Raw genomic sequence first — 18,386 nt, forward strand, 5'->3', positions numbered from 1 at the left:
ACCATCTTTTTTTTAATGCTTGCCTAGCATTATGCATATCTACAATGAGCTTTGCATGTAGTAGCTCAGAGGAGAAACCAGATGTTCCAAATGAAGAGGAAGGGGAGCCATATGATGGACCTATTTACGCTTTTCCGGGTGCAGAAGGATATGGACAATATGCCACAGGAGGGCGTGGAGGTAAAGTGTTTTATGTTACAAAGTTGTCAGATGATGGGAGTCAAGGAACTTTAAGGTATGCACTAAATCAATCAGGCTCCAGAACCATTGTTTTTAATATTGGTGGTACCATTGAACTGACCTCAAGACTAAGTATCTCTCGAGGCAATGTGACAATTGCTGGACAGACTGCTCCAGGGGATGGGATTACTTTAAGAAATTACCCGGTAACGATAGATGCTGACAATGTTATAATCAGGTATTTGAGGTTTAGGATGGGAGATAGTGCCCAGCAGGAGGGAGATGCTTTAGGAGGTAGGTTTCATAAAGATATTATTATTGATCATTGCTCCATGAGCTGGTCAACTGATGAGTGCGTGTCTTTTTATGCCAATGAAAATTTCACCTTACAATGGTGTATTATTTCGGAAAGCTTAAAAAACTCAGTCCATGAAAAAGGTTCTCATGGCTATGGAGGTATTTGGGGAGGTAAATATGCATCCTTTCATCATAATTTATTGGCGCATCATGACAGTAGGAATCCTCGGCTCGGAGAAGAAGCAGGGAAAGCTTTCGCACTCACTGATTTGGTGGACTTAAGAAACAATGTGTTATATAATTGGGGCAGCAATGCCGCATATGGAGGCGAGGCAATGAATGTCAATATTGTTAACTGCTACTATAAGCCGGGGCCAGCTACACCCTCTGGAAGTAAGAGAAACCGAATTATGTCCATCGATAAAAATAAAGTCACAGGTACAGAAGTATATGACATTTGGGGTAAGTTTTTTATAGATGGAAATGTAGTTGAGGGAAGCAGTCAAACCTCCAATGATAATTGGGCTTATGGGGTTTTTAACCAGTTTCATAGTAGTTATGGGACAGTCACTGAAGCAGACAAAGCCAGTATAAAAATGAATATTCCTCATGAAGAGGAAGGATATTCTGTAACGACCCATTCAGCGGAAGATGCTTATGAATTGGTTTTGGCCAATGCTGGAGCCAGCATAAAGAGAGATGCCGTTGATGCAAGGGTTTTAGCCAATGTTAAGAATGGAACCTATAGTGCTGAAGGTTCACTTGGAAGTACAAATGGTATTATAGACACGCAAAGTGATGTAGGTGGCTGGCCAGTGCTTGAGGAAGGAAACCCTGTGATAGATACTGATGCAGATGGTATTCCAGATATATGGGAGAACTCCAATGATTTGGATTCCAATGATCCCGAAGATGGAAAGAAAGTGAAGTCTGGCACACCTTATACTTATCTGGAAATTTATATGAATAGCTTAATCAAGGAATTTCCTGCTAAGTAAGATTAAGTAAAGTGAAAGGTCTATTGATGTAATTTATGTACTTTGGCAGTGATGCGATTCACTGATCATCTCGTAACTTGTCACACAAACATTGTTAGAGTATCAGGGAGGTGTTTTAGCCTTTGTAATAAAGTCAGAATCAAGGGAAAAATTAGATAATTATGAAATTTGAGCATTTTGCAATTAATGTCGCACAACCAAAAGCGATGTCAGACTGGTATGAAAAGCATATTGGTTTAAAAGTAGTCATGAAAAAAGACCAAAGTCCCTTTATGACTTTTTTGGCTGACGATAGCGGTACCATCATGATTGAAATATATAGCAATCCAAAAGCCCCAATATTGGACTTTGAAAACCAGCATCCACTGGTTGTTCACTTGGCTTTGGTATCAGAAGATCCTGCGGTGGACCGTGATCGACTTATGGCAGCAGGTGCAGAATTATTGAGTGATGATATCTTAGAGGATGGTTCACATTTGGTCATGCTAAAAGACCCTTGGGGATTGGCTTTACAGTTATGTAAAAGAGCCAAACCAATGCTTAAATCATAGGGGTTTAAACAAAAGATCAAACCAGCCTGAGCAGTAAAAGTAAGGCTAATTAAGAGTTGTGCGTTTTGCTACCCAAACGCATGTTTTAAGTTTCAATGAAAGCAATTAACCCATGAATATTTTAAAACGAACTCAACCCCATTTGATTTTGATAATTAGTCTTGTCTTTTTGTCTTCTTGTGGAGCGGAGAAGCAAGGTGTATCAGAGCCGGATGTTTGGGATCTGGTTCCTGAAATTCTGGAAAACATCAAAACTCCCGAATTCAGAGATGAGGTTTACAATATTTTGGATTACGGGGCTGTGGCAGATGGGCAGACTGATGCCAGCGATGCCATTCGTTCTGCTATTGTAGCTTGTTCGGAGGATGGTGGAGGGAAAGTTCTAGTACCGGCAGGAAGTTATGCCACAGGCCCAATATACTTGCAAAGCAATGTGAACCTTCACTTGGAAGAAGGAGCCAGACTCTTATTTTCTACCGACCCAAAGGATTATTTGCCTTTGGTTTACACTAGGTGGGAAGGAGTGGAATTAATGAATTACTCCCCTTTGATCTACGCTTTTGAAGAGGTAAATATTGCTGTAACGGGGAAAGGAGTGTTGGATGGTCAGGCCAATGAAACCAATTGGTGGCCTTGGAAAGGTAAAAAGGAGTATGGCTGGAAAGAAGGAATGCCCCAACAGGAAGATGCTGATAAAAGGCACAAGTTATTCCAAATGGCGGAAGATGATATTCCAGTGGAAAACAGAGTTTTCGGTGAAGGATATTACTTGAGACCACAATTTGTTCAACCGTACTTATGTAAGAATGTATTAATCCAAGGTGTGAAGATTGTCAATTCCCCTATGTGGATTTTAAATCCAGTTTTATGTCAAAATGTAACCATAGAAGGGGTGACTGTGGAAAGTCATGGGCCAAATTCAGACGGGTGTGATCCTGAGTCCAGTAAAAATGTCTTGATTAAGGATTGCTTTTTTAATACTGGCGATGATTGCATTGCCATCAAGTCGGGAAGGAATGCAGATGGAAGAAGGATCAATATACCCAGTGAAAATATTATCATACAAAACTGCAAAATGGCTGATGGCCATGGAGGGGTGGTGATAGGAAGTGAAATATCAGGAGGAGTAAAAAACGTTTTTGCGGAAAATTGTGAAATGAACAGCCCGCATTTGGAGCGGGCTTTGCGAATCAAAACCAGTTCAATGAGAGGAGGAGTCATTGAGGATATTTATTTAAGAAATATCACAGTAGGGCAGATTTCGCAACAGGTAATCAGGGTGAATATGTTTTATGAAGACTCAGGGGCTTATGTGCCCATCGTAAGGAATATCAGGGTCGAGAATATGGAGGTGATGGATGGTGGTAAAGTAGGAGTACTCCTGGAAGGTTACGAAAGTTCACCCGTTGAGAATGTTAAATTGAAAAACATCAACATTAAACATGTAGAGAAAGATTACGAATTTTCCAATGTGAAAGGTGTTTCGTTTAATAATGTTACTATCAATGGAAAGGAAATAGAATTGGAGGGTAAAAAATGAAAGGGATCATTTGTTTGTTAATGGTGGTATTTCCAATAATTTCAAATTTTGCTCAAGTTGATGAAGGAATTAGAGTACCCGCTTTTCCCGGAGCGGATGGTTTTGGAAAATATACCACTGGGGGAAGAGGAGGAAAGGTGTTGGTGGTTCATAATTTAAATGACGACGGTCCTGGAAGTCTTCGAGAGGCAATTAGAAAGAAATACCCTAGAATTATCGTTTTTGCTGTTTCTGGAAATATCAAATTGGAGTCAAGCTTGGATATCAATTATGGGGACTTGACCATAGCGGGTCAATCTGCTCCTGGAGGTGGAATCACGCTCCAAAACTATCCCATCAAAATAAAAGGAGACAATGTCATTATTCGCTATATAAGAAGCCGTTTGGGCGACCTGGAAAAGGTGCAGGATGACGCCATGAGTTGTATTAGAAACAAGGATGTCATAATTGACCATTGTTCCTTGAGCTGGGCCACAGATGAGTGTGGCTCATTCTACGACAATGAAAACTTCACACTGCAATGGAGCATTATTTCTGAAAGTCTTAATGAATCAGTTCATGCCAAGGGAGATCATGGTTATGGCGGGATATGGGGTGGTATGAAGGCCACCTTTCACCATAATTTATTGGCCAGCCATAATAGCAGGTTGCCAAGGTTTAATGGAGCTAGGTATCACAAAATGCCGGAAAAGGAAATGGTTGATTTCCGAAACAATGTGATCTATAATTGGAAGAGCAATAGCTCATATGCAGGAGAGGAAGGACATCATAATATCATTGGAAATTACTATAAAGCTGGTCCAGCCACAAAATCAAACCAGCGTAGAATAGTGGAACCTTATGCTCCTTTTGGCCAATTTTATTTGAAAGGAAATGTAATGACAGCCTCTGAAGAAGTCAGCGAGGACAATAGCCAGGGAGTAGATGGAGTCGAAGATTTGTCAGAGGTATTGGTGAATGAACCTTTTCCTTTTGTTATGGCAAATGATCAGGAAAAAGCAGAGGTGGCTTATGAAAAGGTTTTGACAAAAGTAGGTGCTAGTTTGTATCGGGACCAAGTGGATAGGAGGGTGGTTAATGAAGTACGATCAGGCATTAGTACTCTGGGAAAACATGGAAATGGTATCATTGATAGCCAATCGGATGTGGGAGGATGGCCTTTGCTAAAGTCCAAAAAAGCACCAAAAGATTCAGATCAGGATGGCATGCCAGATGTTTGGGAGAAAAAGCACCGTCTAAATCCCAATTCAGCTGATGATTCAGCCGGTTTTGACTTGGATAAGCAGTATACCAACATTGAAATTTACTTAAATGAATTGATTGGGAGTTGAAAATACCCGCTTTGACGGAAGTTGTCACGGTGGGTGTTTTCTTCTTTGATTTATTATAGTTTTTGGCTTGGTCATGGAAAAGATAATCAATAAATTGGTTTGACTTATATCCCATGGAAGACCAACGTATCCCTTTTTTAACTTTACAGGAAGTACTGGCCAAAGTACTTGTACAATACCAATTTTCAGCTGAAAATGCTGAGCTCAGTGCTCACTTATTTGCTCAATCAAGTTTAGATGGAGTTCCTTCACATGGGCTGAACAGGTTTTTAAGTTATTTGAATTTTATTAAAAAAGGTTTGATCGACGTACATGCCCATCCAGAGACCATTGCGAGTTTTGGTGCTTTTGAGCGTTGGGATGGATTATTAGGTCCCGGTAATATCAATGCCCACTTGGCTATGGATAGGTGTTTGGAATTAGCTAAATCAAGTGGTATTGGCTGTGTGGCACTCCAGAATACAAATCATTGGATGAGAGCGGGGAATTTTGGATGGCAAGCTGTGGAAGCTGGATGCATTGGGATTTGCTTTACCAATACCAAACCCAATATGCCTGCTTGGGGTGGCAGTGAGCCTAAACTGGGTAATAACCCTTTGGTAGTTGCTATTCCTCGTCAAAAAGGACCGGTAGTATTAGATATGGCCATGTCGCAATTTGCGTATGGAAAAATGGCTATTTATGAAAAAGAAGGTAAGGAATTGCCTTATGAAGCAGGATTTGATCAGTCGGGCAAACTTACCAAATCTCCTAAGGAAATTATAGAACATGAGTTAGCTTTGCCGATTGGTTTATGGAAAGGAGCGGGGTTGAGTTTGATGATAGATATGCTGGCCGTTTTGTTATCAGGTGGAGAAGCTACGCATGAGGTGGGCAAAAGTGGTGAGGAATATGGCCTTTCACAGGTTTTTGTGGCTTTGGATCCAAACAAATTTGGCATGAAAGAGTGGATGGAGGAGAAATCAGACGGTATAATAGGTGATTTAAGTCGGTCAGCTACTTTTGATGGAAAGGGGAAAGTACGTTACCCGGGAGAAAACACGCTGAAGATCAGGGAGGAAAATATGGAAAAAGGAGTTCCTGTAGATATTGATATTTGGAACGGCATTTTAAGTTTAATAGAATGAAAAAAATAGAAGATAATGAAGTGCGTTGGGGGATTTTGGGTGTTGGTGATGTATGTGAGTTGAAAAGTGCTCCCGCTATGAATTTAGTGGAAAACAGTCGTCTTGTAGCGGTGATGAGAAGAAATGAAGAGAAAGTTAAAGACTATGCCAGAAGGCACCACGTCCCCAAGTGGTATACTGATGCAGATGAGCTGATCAATGACCCTGAAGTAAATGCTATCTACATTGCTACTCCTCCCCATGTGCATAAGGAGCTTACCCTAAAAGCAGCAGCTGCTGGAAAGCCTGTCTATGTAGAAAAGCCCATGGCCAGAACTTATGAGGAGTGCAAAGAAATGATGGCAGCATGTGAAGCTGCAGGTGTGCCTTTATATGTGGCTTATTATCGCAGAACATTACCCCATTTTGTAAAGATCAAGGAGCTGATCGCTGCTGGAGCAATAGGTGAAGTGCGGTATGTAAATATACAGATGAATCAAGTTTTGAGGCCGGACATTGTCAGGAACCTGACCAATAATTGGAGAATAAACCCTGAGGTGGCTGGTGGTGGCTATTTTTATGACTTGGCATCACATCAGTTGGATTTCCTTGATTTTGCTCTGGGGCCAATTATGAAGGTCAAAGGTTTTAAGACAAACCAAGCAGGAATCTATGAGGCAGAAGATTTGGTTGTGGCTACTTTTGAATTTGAATCGGGAGTTATGGGATCCGGAAGCTGGTGTTTTACATCAAGTAAGGTTTCAGAAAAAGACAGCACTACTATTTATGGGAGTAAAGGTCAAATCAGTTATGAGACATTTGGTGATGGTAAATTGATATTGGATAGTGAAATCGAGGGGGGAAAGCTATTCGAATTTGATTTACCTAAACATATTCAAAATATTTTAATTCAGGATATTGTGGGGGATATGCTAGGAATAGCTTCAAGTCCATCTACTGGAATGTCGGCAGCTAGAACAAATTGGGTGATGGATCAAATTGGCCATTGACTTTTACTTTATATGCCTAAATTAATGTATTTGTATTTTATAGGTTTTTAAACCTATATTTATTATTTATATGTTTTTAAGCATATAAATTGGTTTTATATGCTTTTAAGTATATATTTGAGTTGCATCAAGTTTTAAGTTATGCGAAAAGCGACAGTTATATCGGGAGATATTGTGTCCTCTACCAGTTTGGTGTTGGAGGATCGGGCGATGCTAGAAATGCGTTTAAGGGAATTGTTGGGAGCATTGGCTGATAAATTTGAAACATTCGGTAGACTTATCAAAGGTGATTATCTCGAGTGTGTTTGCAAAGCCCCTCAAGATGCTCTTCAGGTAGCATTAGCGATCAAGAGTTTTGTCAAATCAATTGAAGTGCAGCAAGCTGATTCGAGAAAAGATAATATTCGGATCAAGTTGTTCAAAACGCATGGAATTCGATTAGCTATTGGTTATGGCGACTTACCAAGGTATGATCCCGAAAAAGGAATCATGGATGGAGAGGCGGTATACTTAGCAGGAAGGTTGATCAATCAATCGGCTTCCACTCACGATAAGGAAAGGGTGGTGATCAAAAACACTTTGTTTTTCACTTCTCATGAGGAAAACCTTAATGAACAGTTTGAGCCTATAATGGCTTTGCTGGATATTTTGTTGAGTAAAGCCACTTCCCGGCAAAGTGAAGTATTGTATTGGAAATTAATGGGCAAGAACGAAGACGAGATTGCAGAAAAGTTGGGGATTAGCCAATCAGTGGTCAATCAGCATAGCACAAGTGTAGGCTGGAATAGCATAGAGAAGACGGTGGAATATTTTGCTAAAACCCTTAAAAAAGATATTCAATGAACTTAGGTCAATTTTTAGTTTTGCAATTTATCGCTCATGTTCTGGCAGATTTTTTTTTCCAAACAGACAGGTTGGCGATTCAAAAAAATGAACTGGGTTTCAGAAGTCCATTTTTGAAGTGGCACATATTGATCGTGTTTTTATTTTCTTGGGGATTGTCATTCCAGACCAGGTTTGTGTATGGTGCTTTGATCATTGCTCTGACTCATTTTATGATTGATGGCAGTAAGCCCTGGATCAGCAAAAATAGGATAATAGGTCGATATTCTTTTTTTATTGATCAAGCTTTGCATGTTTTAATGTTGGTCAGTGTGACAGTAGCTTATGCCTATTATGCTGAGTTGGATGCGTGGGTGAATATTCCCATCGGGATAAAGGGATTGATTGGGGTTTTTGCGTATTTACTTTGTCTAAAACCGGCCAATATATTTATCAAAGAGATGTTCAGAGCTTATCAAATCAGTGTGCCGGGAACGGATGACCTTCCCAATGCCGGTAAACTGATTGGTGTTTTAGAAAGGGTTTTGGTCTTGACTTTTATTTTATTGAAACAATTCGAAGCTGTGGGGTTTTTAATAGCCGCAAAGTCAATCCTTCGCTACAAAAACGATGATACCATCAAAACAGAATATGTATTGATCGGCACGATGTTAAGTTTTGGCATAGCTGTTTTACTGGGGCTATTGATTGGTTTTGTTTGAGAAAGCTTACATGTTAAATAACATGCTGAATGTTAGAAGTATTGAGATAAAAGTTTTCAATACAGTCAATCACAATTATTTAATAGTGTTTTAGTAAATTGATATGCATGTATTTATAAACTCCAAAATTATATCCCCTATGAAACTCCTGATTATCTGTTTAGTCTTTATTTTAGTTTCTTGTGGTATGAATGTGCAGCAAGTTAAAAAGGAGTCTATCGGATCGGATTTGACTAAAATGTCCGGTGAAATCATTGACCTCACCTATGCCTTTTCTGATAAGACTGTCTATTGGGTAACATCAAAAGAGTTTGAGTTAGAAGAAGTAGCAAAAGGGCAGACCGATAAAGGCTATTTTTATGCAGCCAATAACTTTGAGACGTCTGAGCACGGTGGGACACATATAGATGCTCCAGTCCATTTTGCTGAAAATGGGGTGTCGGTAGATAAAATTCCTTTGGAGCAATTGATTGGGTCGGCGGTAAAAATAGATGTATCTGAAAAAGGATTGGCCAATCCAGACTATCAGATCAAGGTAGAGGATATCCAAGAATGGGAGAAAACAAATGGAGAAATTCCAGAAGGAAGCATAGTTCTTTTGTACTCTGGGCATAGCCAGTATTACCCAGATAAAGGTAAATACTTAGGTACTACAGAAAGAGGAGCAGAGGCGGTTAAGGACCTACATTTCCCGGGCCTTTCTCCTGAAGCAGCGAATTGGTTGATGGAAAACCGAAAAATTAAATCAGTGGGAATTGATACTCCAAGTATAGATCACGGGCAATCGGAGTATTTTAAAACCCATGTGGCATTGATGACCCATGATATTCCGGCTTTTGAAAACGTTGCCAATATGGATAAACTACCAGCAAAGGGGTTTAAGGTGATTGCTTTGCCTATTAAAATAGAAGGGGGAAGTGGAGGACCATTGAGGATAGTGGCCATTTTGGAATAAGCTTATGAAAAAAAACTCAATGGTTTTAGCAATATGTCAGTTGATGATGAAGTATTAAAACCCCTAAGTTGCTTTTTTTTAATGAAAGGTGGATGGATTTTCAAACTTCTTGAACAGTTGAGCCCCAATCAACTTGCTTTATGGGGCGGTTTACCTAAATTTATGCTTTATTAACCCAAAAATTACATTAATAATGACCTTTAAATACTTTGTTTCAGGAAGAATGATGGGAGGTTTAGCGTTCCTAATGGCTTTGGTTGGAAGCTTGACTTCTTGCGAAACAGAACAAAAAGAAGAAACTGCTGAAACCAAGCGGCCCAATATCATTTTTATCATGTCTGATGACCATGCTTATCAGGCGATCAGCGCCTATGGGTCTACCCTGATCAATACACCAAATATAGATCGAATTGCCAATGAAGGGATGTTATTTGAGAACGCCTTTGTTAGTAACTCCATTTGTGCTCCAAGTAGGGCTGTGATCCTGACCGGGAAACACAGTCACATCAATGGCTTGGTGGACAATGCTGTCCGGTTTGACAGTACTCAGGTTACTTATCCAAAGATCCTGAGGGAAAATGGCTATCAAACTGCCATGATCGGTAAATGGCACTTGAAAACCCAACCCACTGGTTTTGATTACTGGAAGGTGCTTCCGGGACAAGGGCACTACTATAACCCTGAATTTAGAACACCTGAAGGGATTGTGTTGGACTCTGGCTATGTTACGGATTTGATTACGGATTTTGCGATAAACTGGTTGGAAGAGGCTAAAGATAAAGATAAGCCTTTTATGTTGATGTATCAGCACAAAGCTCCCCATAGAGAGTGGTTGCCTACTGAGGAAAACTTCAGAAACTATACCCAAAAGGAATTCCCAGAACCTGAAAGCTTGTTCGATGACTATGAGGGGAGAGGCAGGGCTGCCAAAGAAGCCGAAATGAGAATATCCACCCATATGGGGTTAACGAACGACAGTAAAATCCACCCGGATATTGTTGAGAAGTTGGGGTACAAAGAGTTTATCAACTGGTATGCCAGTGCTTACCATGGCAATTTGGACAGGATGAGTCCAGAGGAGAGAGCAGCATGGGAAGAGGTTTATGGGCCAATTAATGAGGCATTTGAAAAAGCTGGCCTTCATGGTGATGAGCTGACCAAATGGAAATACCAAAGGTACATGCAGGACTATTTGGCCAGTATTGAATCCGTGGATGAAAATGTGGGAAGACTTTTGGATTATTTGGAAGAGAATGGTTTGGCTGAAAATACCATCATTATCTATACTTCAGACCAAGGTTTTTACCTTGGAGAGCATGGCTGGTTTGACAAGCGTTTTATGTACGAAGAGTCGTTTAGAACTCCTTTGATGATCAAATGGCCAGGTGTCATCACGGCGGGAAGCAAAAACACTGATTTGGTACAAAACCTTGATTTTGCAGAAACCATGTTGGATGCAGCTGGAGTGGATATTCCAGAAGATATGCAAGGCAAAAGCATGTTGCCTTTGTTAAAAGGTGAGAAGGTGGAGTGGAGAGATGCACTTTATTATCACTACTATGAATACCCGGGCATTCATGCTGTAAAAAGACATAATGGTGTAAGGACTGATCGTTATAAGCTTATTCATTTTTATTATGATATTGATGAATGGGAGCTTTATGACCTTCAGGAAGATCCCAAAGAGATGAACAATTTGTATGGTGACCCTGCTTATGCTGAAGTACAGGAGAATATGCATCAAAAGCTAAAGGAATTGATGAAGGAATATAAAGATGAAGTAGTTATTCCGCAGCTGTAATTCTTAGTGACAATTTTGAACAAAACCCCTATTGAGCGTGATCAATTGGGGTTTTGTCTTTTAGATAAGTATCATTAGAAAACCTATGCTTCGGATTTCGATTGAATTGGATTGAGAAAACATACCTACAAGTGATAAAGGTAGGGATAAATAAAAGCTCAATTATTTAAGTAGGTTTATACCTAAATGTGGTATATTGGTTTACGAAAACAAGAGTACATTTTTAGTCTTTATACCCAATTATGAAGAAGATACTCCTAATAATAAGTGTGGTCATTTTTAGTGTCTACTTGATGCTTTATATTTCTCCATATTTTGTTAAAAACTACTTTAATAAGCATTCAGAAGAACTTATAGGGAGAAAAGCATTTTTAGAAAAATTGAGTTTTAATCCTTTTAATGGCAAGGTACATTCTGAAAATTTCACCGTTTATGAACAGGAAGACTCTACACAGTTTTCAGGCTTTGCCAGCTTGGATATCAATATCAATTTTCTGAAAATGGTTACCGGTAATTTTCAGTTTGAAGAAGTAGCATTGGACAGTCCCTATGTTCATGTGGTCAATCGCACGGGGAATTTTAATTTTGATGATTTGTTGGTTTCAGAAAATCCAGAGGAGGAAGGTGTAGAGGAGAGTACCATTGCCTTTGAAATCCTGAATTTTAGGATGGACAAAGGGATCGTCACTTACTATGAAACCGAAATCGATCATGAAGTGGTCATGGATGACTTATCCTTGGAATTGCCACGTTTTGCTTACAACAGTGAATCGGCCAATATGGATATTAAATTGGTGATCAATAAGACAGGACATTTAACAGTGAAAAATGATTACTATCCCTCGCAAAACAAGTTGGATGCGCGGTTGTCCCTACGGGGGTTAAAACTGGATATTATCAAACCTTATTTGAGTGATTACGTGATTTCGGAGGATTTCGAAGGAGTTTCAGGAGGGGATGTGCGTATTGTTGGCATCTTTGGGCAGGAAACCAATGTGAATATTGATGGGAAAGCTTGGGTAACTCAACTAACAGTCAAAGACACCGCTCAAAGTCCGGTTATTGAGGCTGATTCAATAATGGTTTCTTTAAAGAATATTGATGTTTTCAAAGAGCGATATGAAGTGGGGCGCGTTTATGCGGAAAACTTTAAAATGCGCTTTGATATGTTGGACAGTACTAATAATATGATGGTGATGTTTGCTCCGATGCTAGAAGAAGGAGAAACAGAAAGTGCAAGCAATGACACAGTCCCTACACAAGTCAATGAGACGGAATACTATTACTCTATAGACACTTTTTTGGTGGTAAATAGTAGCATGAAATACAGGGATTATGCCTTGGACGAATATTTTGAATATAATATTACCGAAATAGCGGCATTAGCTGATAATATCCGTTCAGATAGCCAAGAAGCAAAGTTAAGCAGTACTGGTGTACTGAACGTGCAGGGGAATTATAATGCCAATTTGATATTTGACCCTAATAAGCCGCTTGATTTTTCTTTGGATTTTGTGGTAAAGGGGTTCCAAATGGAAGACCTTAGTCCATTCAGTATGACCTATGCAGGCCATCCTATTTTTGAAGGCAATTTGGTTTATAGTGGAAAGACTACGGTCAAGGATGGAATCATGGACAGTGAAAATAAGATAACGGTCTATGATCTTGAGGTCGGTAAGAGGGTCTCAAAAAATGTCCTCTATGTGCTGCCACTCAAATTTGGTGTGTTTTTGTTGAAGGATAAAAACGGTGTGGTTAACCTTGACCTTCCTATGGAGGGAAACCTTTATGATCCACAGTTCAAAGTGTGGCCCATCGTTTGGCAAATCATCAAGCAAAACCTGGATAAGGTGGTATCTGCTCCAGGAAAGTTGTTGGCCAATGTATTTGGGATGAAAGAGGAAGATATCAATTATGTTGAGTTTGAGCCTTTAGACAGTTTGGTAATGGAAGAGCAACAAAAATCCTTGGATAATCTAATGGTACTGATGGATAAAAAACCAGGATTATTGGTTGAACTTTCCTATTATGAACCCGACCAAATTGAATCCATGAATTTGGCCATATATGAGGCTAAGAATAAATATCTTTCCGAACAACTGGGGATAAATATGGAAGGAAATGTAAAAGCGGATGAAAGGATAGCAGATAATGATATTCATTTTATAAATTTTATGAAGGGCAGGTTGTTGTTGAATAACCCAGAGTTGGACAGTGCCCAATTGGTTCAATCTCCAGATTCTTTGGCTTTGGAATTGATTGGTATGGAGAATGTCCTGCCTCAAGCCAAACTTCTTGAAACTGCAAGAAGAGAGAATATTATTCACTACATCAGTACAAAGGATAGTAGCAAAATCAATAAATTTTCATTCGTGGAACTGGAAGAAATACCAAAAATTCCAATTGATAAAAGTGGATTTGTGGTTACATTTGACGTAGAATAGTCGCTCAATTATCCCCCATGCCTTTATGCTTTATACCACTTTGCTTTCTCTTCATTCTATTGTTAGGTGGTTGGTTTTGGCGAGCGTTTTGGTGGCTGTTTTTCGAATTTATAGAGGTTGGTTCACTAATAGGCCATTTGATAATTTTGATGAAAAATCGAATAGGATCGCAGTTTCCATGTTGCATCTCCAATTTACGATAGGAGCACTTCTTTATTTTTTAAGTCCAATTATCAGGTATTTTTATCAGCATTATAATGAGGCTGTCCATGAAAGACAAATTAGGTTTTTCGGAATGGAACATAGCTCTATGATGTTTCTGGCTGTTTTTGTTATCAGTATGGGAGTGTCATTGGCCAAGAAAAAAGATGAAGACCAAAAGAAGTTTAAAATATTGGGAATCTGCTACACGGTGGGCATTTTACTTATTTTGATCAATATACCTTGGCCGTTTTCACCTTTTGCAGCTAGGCCTTACCTAAGGTTTTTCTAAAAACCAATTGGTTTGGTAATGGTAACCCTAAGGGTTGCCATGTCGCATTTTAGAGAGTTTATCTGCAAAAAATTATAATTTTTGGAGCAAATAAGTGGTTTGTTGACAGCCTTGAACTTTGATTTTATTAACTAGAGAAAAGATTATTTTTAATCAGTATTAAACTTCAGAATATGAAAAAGTTAATTTTCTTCCTTGCTCTAATGATTTTCTGTTCTCTAGAAGGCTTTTCTCAGGACGTAAGATTGAATGCCTATGCCCTTTATACTTTCGCTGATAAGTTTGATTCCTACTGGGATGTAGGAAACAACTATTATTACAGTGGGAAAATTGAAGATGGGTTACAATGGGGTGGTGGCTTGGAGTATAAGGTAAATGAATTGTTAGGAGTGGAATTGCTTTATTTAAGACAGGATACCAATAGCCCAACTTGGTACAGAAGAGTGGCTGGACCAGACCAGTTTACTAATTTTGACTTGGGTATAAACTATATCATGGTAGCGCCCACAAGGTATTTTAGGGCAACTGGTAGTCCCATAGAAGGGTTTGGAAGTTTGATGGTGGGTGTGATGGTTGCCAGCTTGACAAATCCAGATAATAACAGGGAAGATACTGCTACCAAATTAGGAGTTGGGGTAAAGGGAGGAATGATTTATTGGGGAGCTGAGAAAGTTGGAATTAAGCTACAGGCCCAATTGCTGTCAGCCGTTCAATCCATGGGGGGAGGGTTTTATTTTGGAACTGGAGGAGCAGGAGCAGGCGTGAACAGCTATTCTTCTATTTATCAGTTTAGCCTTGGGGGAGGATTAGTTCTCAAACTTAATTAACATAATTTTTTTAGCCAATAGGGGAGATAGCGCTCACTTTATTTTGTGGTTGTGGTTGAGTGATTTTGGCGATTTAAGTGTCTATCGTTGCAATTAACAAAAACCATAAACTACAAAATAAGATGAAAAAACTAATTGCTGAATTTATCGGAACTTTTTGGTTGGTGCTTGGCGGCTGTGGTAGTGCTGTTTTAGCTGCCGGATTTCCTGAGCTGGGGATTGGCTTTGCAGGTGTTGCACTTGCTTTTGGTCTTACAGTGCTGACAATGGCCTATGCTATTGGCCATATTTCAGGTTGTCATTTGAACCCAGCAGTGTCTATTGGACTTTGGGCTGGAGGTAGATTTGATTCAAAAGAGCTGTTGCCATATATCATTGCCCAGGTTTTGGGTGGATTAGCTGGAGCGACTATACTTTATTTGATTGCTTCTGACAATTCCGCATTTGAGTTGGGAGGTTTTGCAGCAAATGGCTTTGGGGAGCACTCACCTGGAGGGTTTGGAATGCTTGCCGCATTGATTACGGAAATTGTCATGACTTTTACATTCTTGATTGTGATCTTGGGTGCCACTCACTCCAAAGCTCCACAGGCTCTGGCAGGGGTAGCGATTGGTCTTTGTCTTACCCTGATTCATTTGATCAGTATACCAGTGACCAATACTTCCGTTAATCCGGCAAGAAGTACCAGTCAAGCTATTTTTGTCGGGGATTGGGCCTTGGGTCAATTATGGCTCTTTTGGGTAGCACCGATTGTAGGGGCTGTTTTGGCAGGTTGGGTTTACAAATACCTGTCTCCTGAAAAGGCTTAAATTGATTTATCTAATAAAATATGTAGGGCCCTGTGAGTGAAAATCACAGGGCCTTTGCGATATATGGTTTATGGGATAAGTACTCTTAAATTAGTTTTTATATGATCATTAATATTATTTCTGGACAAACAAATTATTTTCAAGCATATTGACTCAGGTACTTTTTAAAAGCTTTCTTATCTTTCTTTTTGATTGGAAGGTTAAGTTCAATTAAGCTTAAAATTAAAAATGGCTCATACTTTAAAATTTGGAATAATTGGCACGGGGGCAATTGCTGGACAACATGCAGCAGCGATTAGGGAATCAAAAAATAGTGAATTGGTGGCTGTATGTAGTTCTACTCCCGTTAGGGCTGAGCAAGCCAAACATAAATTTGGAGTAAGTACGTATTTTGATGTAGATCAATTTTTAGCTTATCCTGAATTGGATGTGGTTTGTATTTGTACAGCCAGTGGACATCATATGGAAGTGGTTATAAAAGCTGCTCAGGCCGGCAAGCATGTATTGGTCGAAAAGCCCATTGAAATCAACCTTTCCAGAGCAGAAGAGATGATTAAGGCTTGCCATGAAAATAAGGTTAAACTAGGGGTTGTTTTCCAAAATCGTTTTAACGAGGGGTATTTGAAACTCAAAGCTGCAGTAGAAAAGGGTGAAATGGGAAAACTGCTAATGGGCAATGCTTATATAAAATGGTTTAGGGATGAGGCTTATTACCAAAGTAGTCATTGGAAGGGGACTTTGAAAGGTGATGGAGGCGGAGCTTTTATCAATCAGGGCATCCATACAATCGATCTTTTATTGGACATTATGGGAGAGGTTAAGGATGTATATGGCCAGGTAAAGACAGCCCTCTATGACATTGAAGGAGAGGATTTAGGAAATGCTTTGATCAATTTCAAAAATGGAGCCATGGGGAATATTACAGCGGGAACTTCATTATACCCAGGTTATCCTGAACGATTGGAGGTATATGGAACGGAGGGTAGTGTGATTTTGGAAGCAGGGAAGGTAGTAGCTTGGAATGTTAAAGGGCAAGAGCAAAAAGCTGTTAAAGAGGAAAGCAAAGAATCGAGTGGAGCCGCAGACCCTATGGCTATTGGGCATCGTTTACATTTGTTACAAATTGAAGATATGATTTCAGCTATATTAGAAAATAAGGAACCATTGGTTTCTGGAGAAAAAGCCTGTAAATCCTTGGCGGTGATTAGAGGGATTTATGAAAGTTCGAAAAAAGGAATTAAAGTTAAGGTTTGAAAATAATTACTTTCATAAACCAAAAAAGGGCTCAAGGCCCTCTTTTTTAATGATTTTTCATGCTATATAACAAACCCATTTCAAGGCCTCTGAGCTCGGCCAGGCCTTTTAGCCTGCCGATCCCAGTATAGCCAGGGTTAGTGGTTTTTCTTAAATCATCGAGCATTTGGTGCCCATGGTCCGGACGCATAGGAAGTGACTTCTCTCTTTTTGACTGAATCAAGATGAGCTCCTTGATCACTTCGATCATCGGGACATCACCCTCAAGGTGATTGGCTTCATGAAAATTGCCTTCTTCATTTCTCTGGGTACTTCTGAGGTGGATAAAGTGAATATGATTTCCCCAATCCCTGATGATTTGGGGAAGGTTATTGTCCGCTCTAACTCCAAAGGATCCAGTGCAGAAAGTGATGCCGTTGTATTCACTGGAATTGTCTGTAAGTAGCCTTTCTACATCATCTATGGTGCTGACCACTCTTGGTAGACCAAACATAGGGAAAGGAGGGTCATCTGGATGGATGGCCATAAATACCCTGTTCTTTTCCGCAACAGGAATGATCTCATCCAAGAAAAGCCTCAAGTTTTCTGCCAATACCTTTTCATCGATATCCTGATAGGTGTCCAGTACTTTTTGGAAATCTTCTACCGTGTAGCCTTCCTCAGCTCCTGGTAAGCCAGCAATAATATTTTTTGTGAGCAACTGTTTGGCATCATCACTCATGCTTTGAAAGTGTCCTTCTGCTTTTTGAATGACTTCTTTGGAATAAGATGCCATTGCATTAGGGCGCTTGAGGATAAACAGGTCAAAGGCAGCCAAGGCCTTTAGTTCAAAACGAAGGGCTTTGGAACCATTTGGAAGCTCATAGGCCAAGTCTGTACGTGTCCAGTCGAGGACAGGCATAAAGTTATAACATACCGTATGTATCCCTTCTGCTGCAAGGTTTTCAATGGAGGTTTTGTAATTGGAGATGTACTCTTCAAAATTTCCACTTCTTGTTTTGATGTTTTCATGTACCGGAATGCTCTCTACTACGGACCATGTCAATCCAGCGGCCTCGATGGTGTCTTTTCTTTTCTTGATTTCTTCCCTGCTCCAAACTACGCCATTGGGAAGATGGTGTAGTGCAGATACTATGCCTGTAGCACCAGCTTGTGCGATGTCGGCTAAGGTTACCGGGTCATTGGGGCCATACCATCTCATGGTTTGCTCCATTTTCTTTAATGCTTTCATGCTTGGGTTTGACTT

At 39.8% G+C, this 18,386-nt stretch carries 16 protein-coding genes; 15 read left to right on the top strand and 1 reads right to left on the bottom strand.

Annotated features, from left to right (window positions below):
* The first annotated feature begins 44 nt into the window (after positions 1-44).
* The 15 genes from IFO69_RS17705 to IFO69_RS17775 all read left to right on the top strand — a co-directional run bounded on the left by IFO69_RS17705 (position 45) and on the right by IFO69_RS17775 (position 17,140).
* On the top strand, positions 45-1,475 hold the full coding sequence (locus tag IFO69_RS17705) for a pectate lyase family protein (RefSeq protein WP_225444189.1): 1,431 nt from the start codon (positions 45-47) through the stop codon (positions 1,473-1,475).
* Positions 1,476-1,636: 161 nt separating this feature from the next.
* Positions 1,637-2,026, top strand: a complete 390-nt coding sequence (locus IFO69_RS17710; RefSeq protein WP_192011466.1) for a VOC family protein — start codon at positions 1,637-1,639, stop codon at positions 2,024-2,026.
* Between the two features lie 112 nt (positions 2,027-2,138).
* Positions 2,139-3,566, top strand: a complete 1,428-nt coding sequence (locus tag IFO69_RS17715) for a glycoside hydrolase family 28 protein (RefSeq protein ID WP_192011467.1) — start codon at positions 2,139-2,141, stop codon at positions 3,564-3,566.
* Between the two features lie 20 nt (positions 3,567-3,586).
* Positions 3,587-4,897 (top strand): pectate lyase family protein, encoded by a 1,311-nt coding sequence (locus IFO69_RS17720; RefSeq protein WP_225444199.1) that lies wholly within the window; start codon positions 3,587-3,589, stop codon positions 4,895-4,897.
* 113 nt (positions 4,898-5,010) lie between these two features.
* Positions 5,011-6,024: a 3-dehydro-L-gulonate 2-dehydrogenase gene (gene yiaK, locus IFO69_RS17725; RefSeq protein WP_192011469.1), complete on the top strand. Its 1,014-nt coding sequence runs from the start codon at positions 5,011-5,013 to the stop codon at positions 6,022-6,024.
* Positions 6,021-7,013, top strand: a complete 993-nt coding sequence (locus IFO69_RS17730) for a Gfo/Idh/MocA family protein (RefSeq protein ID WP_192011470.1) — start codon at positions 6,021-6,023, stop codon at positions 7,011-7,013. The genes yiaK and IFO69_RS17730 overlap by 4 nt, the downstream gene beginning before the upstream one ends.
* A 141-nt stretch (positions 7,014-7,154) precedes the next feature.
* The gene (locus IFO69_RS17735) at positions 7,155-7,856 is read left to right on the top strand and encodes a LuxR C-terminal-related transcriptional regulator (RefSeq protein WP_192011471.1); all 702 of its coding nucleotides are present in this window, start codon (positions 7,155-7,157) and stop codon (positions 7,854-7,856) included.
* Positions 7,853-8,557, top strand: a complete 705-nt coding sequence (locus tag IFO69_RS17740) for a DUF3307 domain-containing protein (RefSeq protein ID WP_192011472.1) — start codon at positions 7,853-7,855, stop codon at positions 8,555-8,557. The genes IFO69_RS17735 and IFO69_RS17740 overlap by 4 nt, the downstream gene beginning before the upstream one ends.
* A 139-nt stretch (positions 8,558-8,696) precedes the next feature.
* Positions 8,697-9,512, top strand: a complete 816-nt coding sequence (locus IFO69_RS17745; protein WP_192011473.1) for a cyclase family protein — start codon at positions 8,697-8,699, stop codon at positions 9,510-9,512.
* A 226-nt stretch (positions 9,513-9,738) separates the two neighbouring features.
* Positions 9,739-11,313, top strand: a complete 1,575-nt coding sequence (locus IFO69_RS17750) for a sulfatase family protein (protein WP_394354478.1) — start codon at positions 9,739-9,741, stop codon at positions 11,311-11,313.
* A gap of 242 nt (positions 11,314-11,555) precedes the next feature.
* Complete coding sequence (locus IFO69_RS17755) at positions 11,556-13,757, top strand: DUF748 domain-containing protein (protein ID WP_192011474.1); 2,202 nt, start codon at positions 11,556-11,558, stop codon at positions 13,755-13,757.
* A 25-nt stretch (positions 13,758-13,782) separates the two neighbouring features.
* Positions 13,783-14,250: a hypothetical protein gene (locus IFO69_RS17760; RefSeq protein ID WP_192011475.1), complete on the top strand. Its 468-nt coding sequence runs from the start codon at positions 13,783-13,785 to the stop codon at positions 14,248-14,250.
* 173 nt (positions 14,251-14,423) lie between these two features.
* Positions 14,424-15,077 (top strand): hypothetical protein, encoded by a 654-nt coding sequence (locus IFO69_RS17765; RefSeq protein WP_192011476.1) that lies wholly within the window; start codon positions 14,424-14,426, stop codon positions 15,075-15,077.
* A 122-nt stretch (positions 15,078-15,199) separates the two neighbouring features.
* Positions 15,200-15,886, top strand: coding sequence for an aquaporin Z (gene aqpZ, locus IFO69_RS17770; protein ID WP_192011477.1), 687 nt, complete (start codon positions 15,200-15,202; stop codon positions 15,884-15,886).
* 228 nt (positions 15,887-16,114) lie between these two features.
* A complete protein-coding gene (locus tag IFO69_RS17775; RefSeq protein WP_192011478.1) occupies positions 16,115-17,140 on the top strand; it encodes a Gfo/Idh/MocA family protein in 1,026 nt (341 codons plus the stop codon).
* 46 nt (positions 17,141-17,186) lie between these two features.
* On the opposite strand, the gene uxuA is transcribed toward IFO69_RS17775, so the two are convergent.
* Entirely contained in the window at positions 17,187-18,371 is a 1,185-nt protein-coding gene (gene uxuA / locus IFO69_RS17780; protein ID WP_225444192.1) for a mannonate dehydratase, read from the bottom strand.
* Positions 18,372-18,386: the final 15 nt, after the last annotated feature.

Source organism: Echinicola arenosa (assembly GCF_014841125.1).
Taxonomy (GTDB): domain Bacteria; phylum Bacteroidota; class Bacteroidia; order Cytophagales; family Cyclobacteriaceae; genus Echinicola; species Echinicola arenosa.

Coding starts and splice junctions, on each gene's coding strand:
- IFO69_RS17705 (WP_225444189.1), top strand. CDS start 45: ATGAGCTTTGCATGTAGTAGCTCAGAGGAGAAACCAGATGTTCCAAAT.
- IFO69_RS17715 (WP_192011467.1), top strand. CDS start 2,139: ATGAATATTTTAAAACGAACTCAACCCCATTTGATTTTGATAATTAGT.
- IFO69_RS17750 (WP_394354478.1), top strand. CDS start 9,739: ATGGGAGGTTTAGCGTTCCTAATGGCTTTGGTTGGAAGCTTGACTTCT.
- yiaK (WP_192011469.1), top strand. CDS start 5,011: ATGGAAGACCAACGTATCCCTTTTTTAACTTTACAGGAAGTACTGGCC.
- IFO69_RS17720 (WP_225444199.1), top strand. CDS start 3,587: ATGGTGGTATTTCCAATAATTTCAAATTTTGCTCAAGTTGATGAAGGA.
- IFO69_RS17730 (WP_192011470.1), top strand. CDS start 6,021: ATGAAAAAAATAGAAGATAATGAAGTGCGTTGGGGGATTTTGGGTGTT.
- aqpZ (WP_192011477.1), top strand. CDS start 15,200: ATGAAAAAACTAATTGCTGAATTTATCGGAACTTTTTGGTTGGTGCTT.
- IFO69_RS17755 (WP_192011474.1), top strand. CDS start 11,556: ATGAAGAAGATACTCCTAATAATAAGTGTGGTCATTTTTAGTGTCTAC.
- IFO69_RS17760 (WP_192011475.1), top strand. CDS start 13,783: ATGCTTTATACCACTTTGCTTTCTCTTCATTCTATTGTTAGGTGGTTG.
- IFO69_RS17765 (WP_192011476.1), top strand. CDS start 14,424: ATGAAAAAGTTAATTTTCTTCCTTGCTCTAATGATTTTCTGTTCTCTA.
- IFO69_RS17735 (WP_192011471.1), top strand. CDS start 7,155: ATGCGAAAAGCGACAGTTATATCGGGAGATATTGTGTCCTCTACCAGT.
- IFO69_RS17710 (WP_192011466.1), top strand. CDS start 1,637: ATGAAATTTGAGCATTTTGCAATTAATGTCGCACAACCAAAAGCGATG.
- uxuA (WP_225444192.1), bottom strand. CDS start 18,371: ATGAAAGCATTAAAGAAAATGGAGCAAACCATGAGATGGTATGGCCCC.
- IFO69_RS17740 (WP_192011472.1), top strand. CDS start 7,853: ATGAACTTAGGTCAATTTTTAGTTTTGCAATTTATCGCTCATGTTCTG.
- IFO69_RS17775 (WP_192011478.1), top strand. CDS start 16,115: ATGGCTCATACTTTAAAATTTGGAATAATTGGCACGGGGGCAATTGCT.
- IFO69_RS17745 (WP_192011473.1), top strand. CDS start 8,697: ATGAAACTCCTGATTATCTGTTTAGTCTTTATTTTAGTTTCTTGTGGT.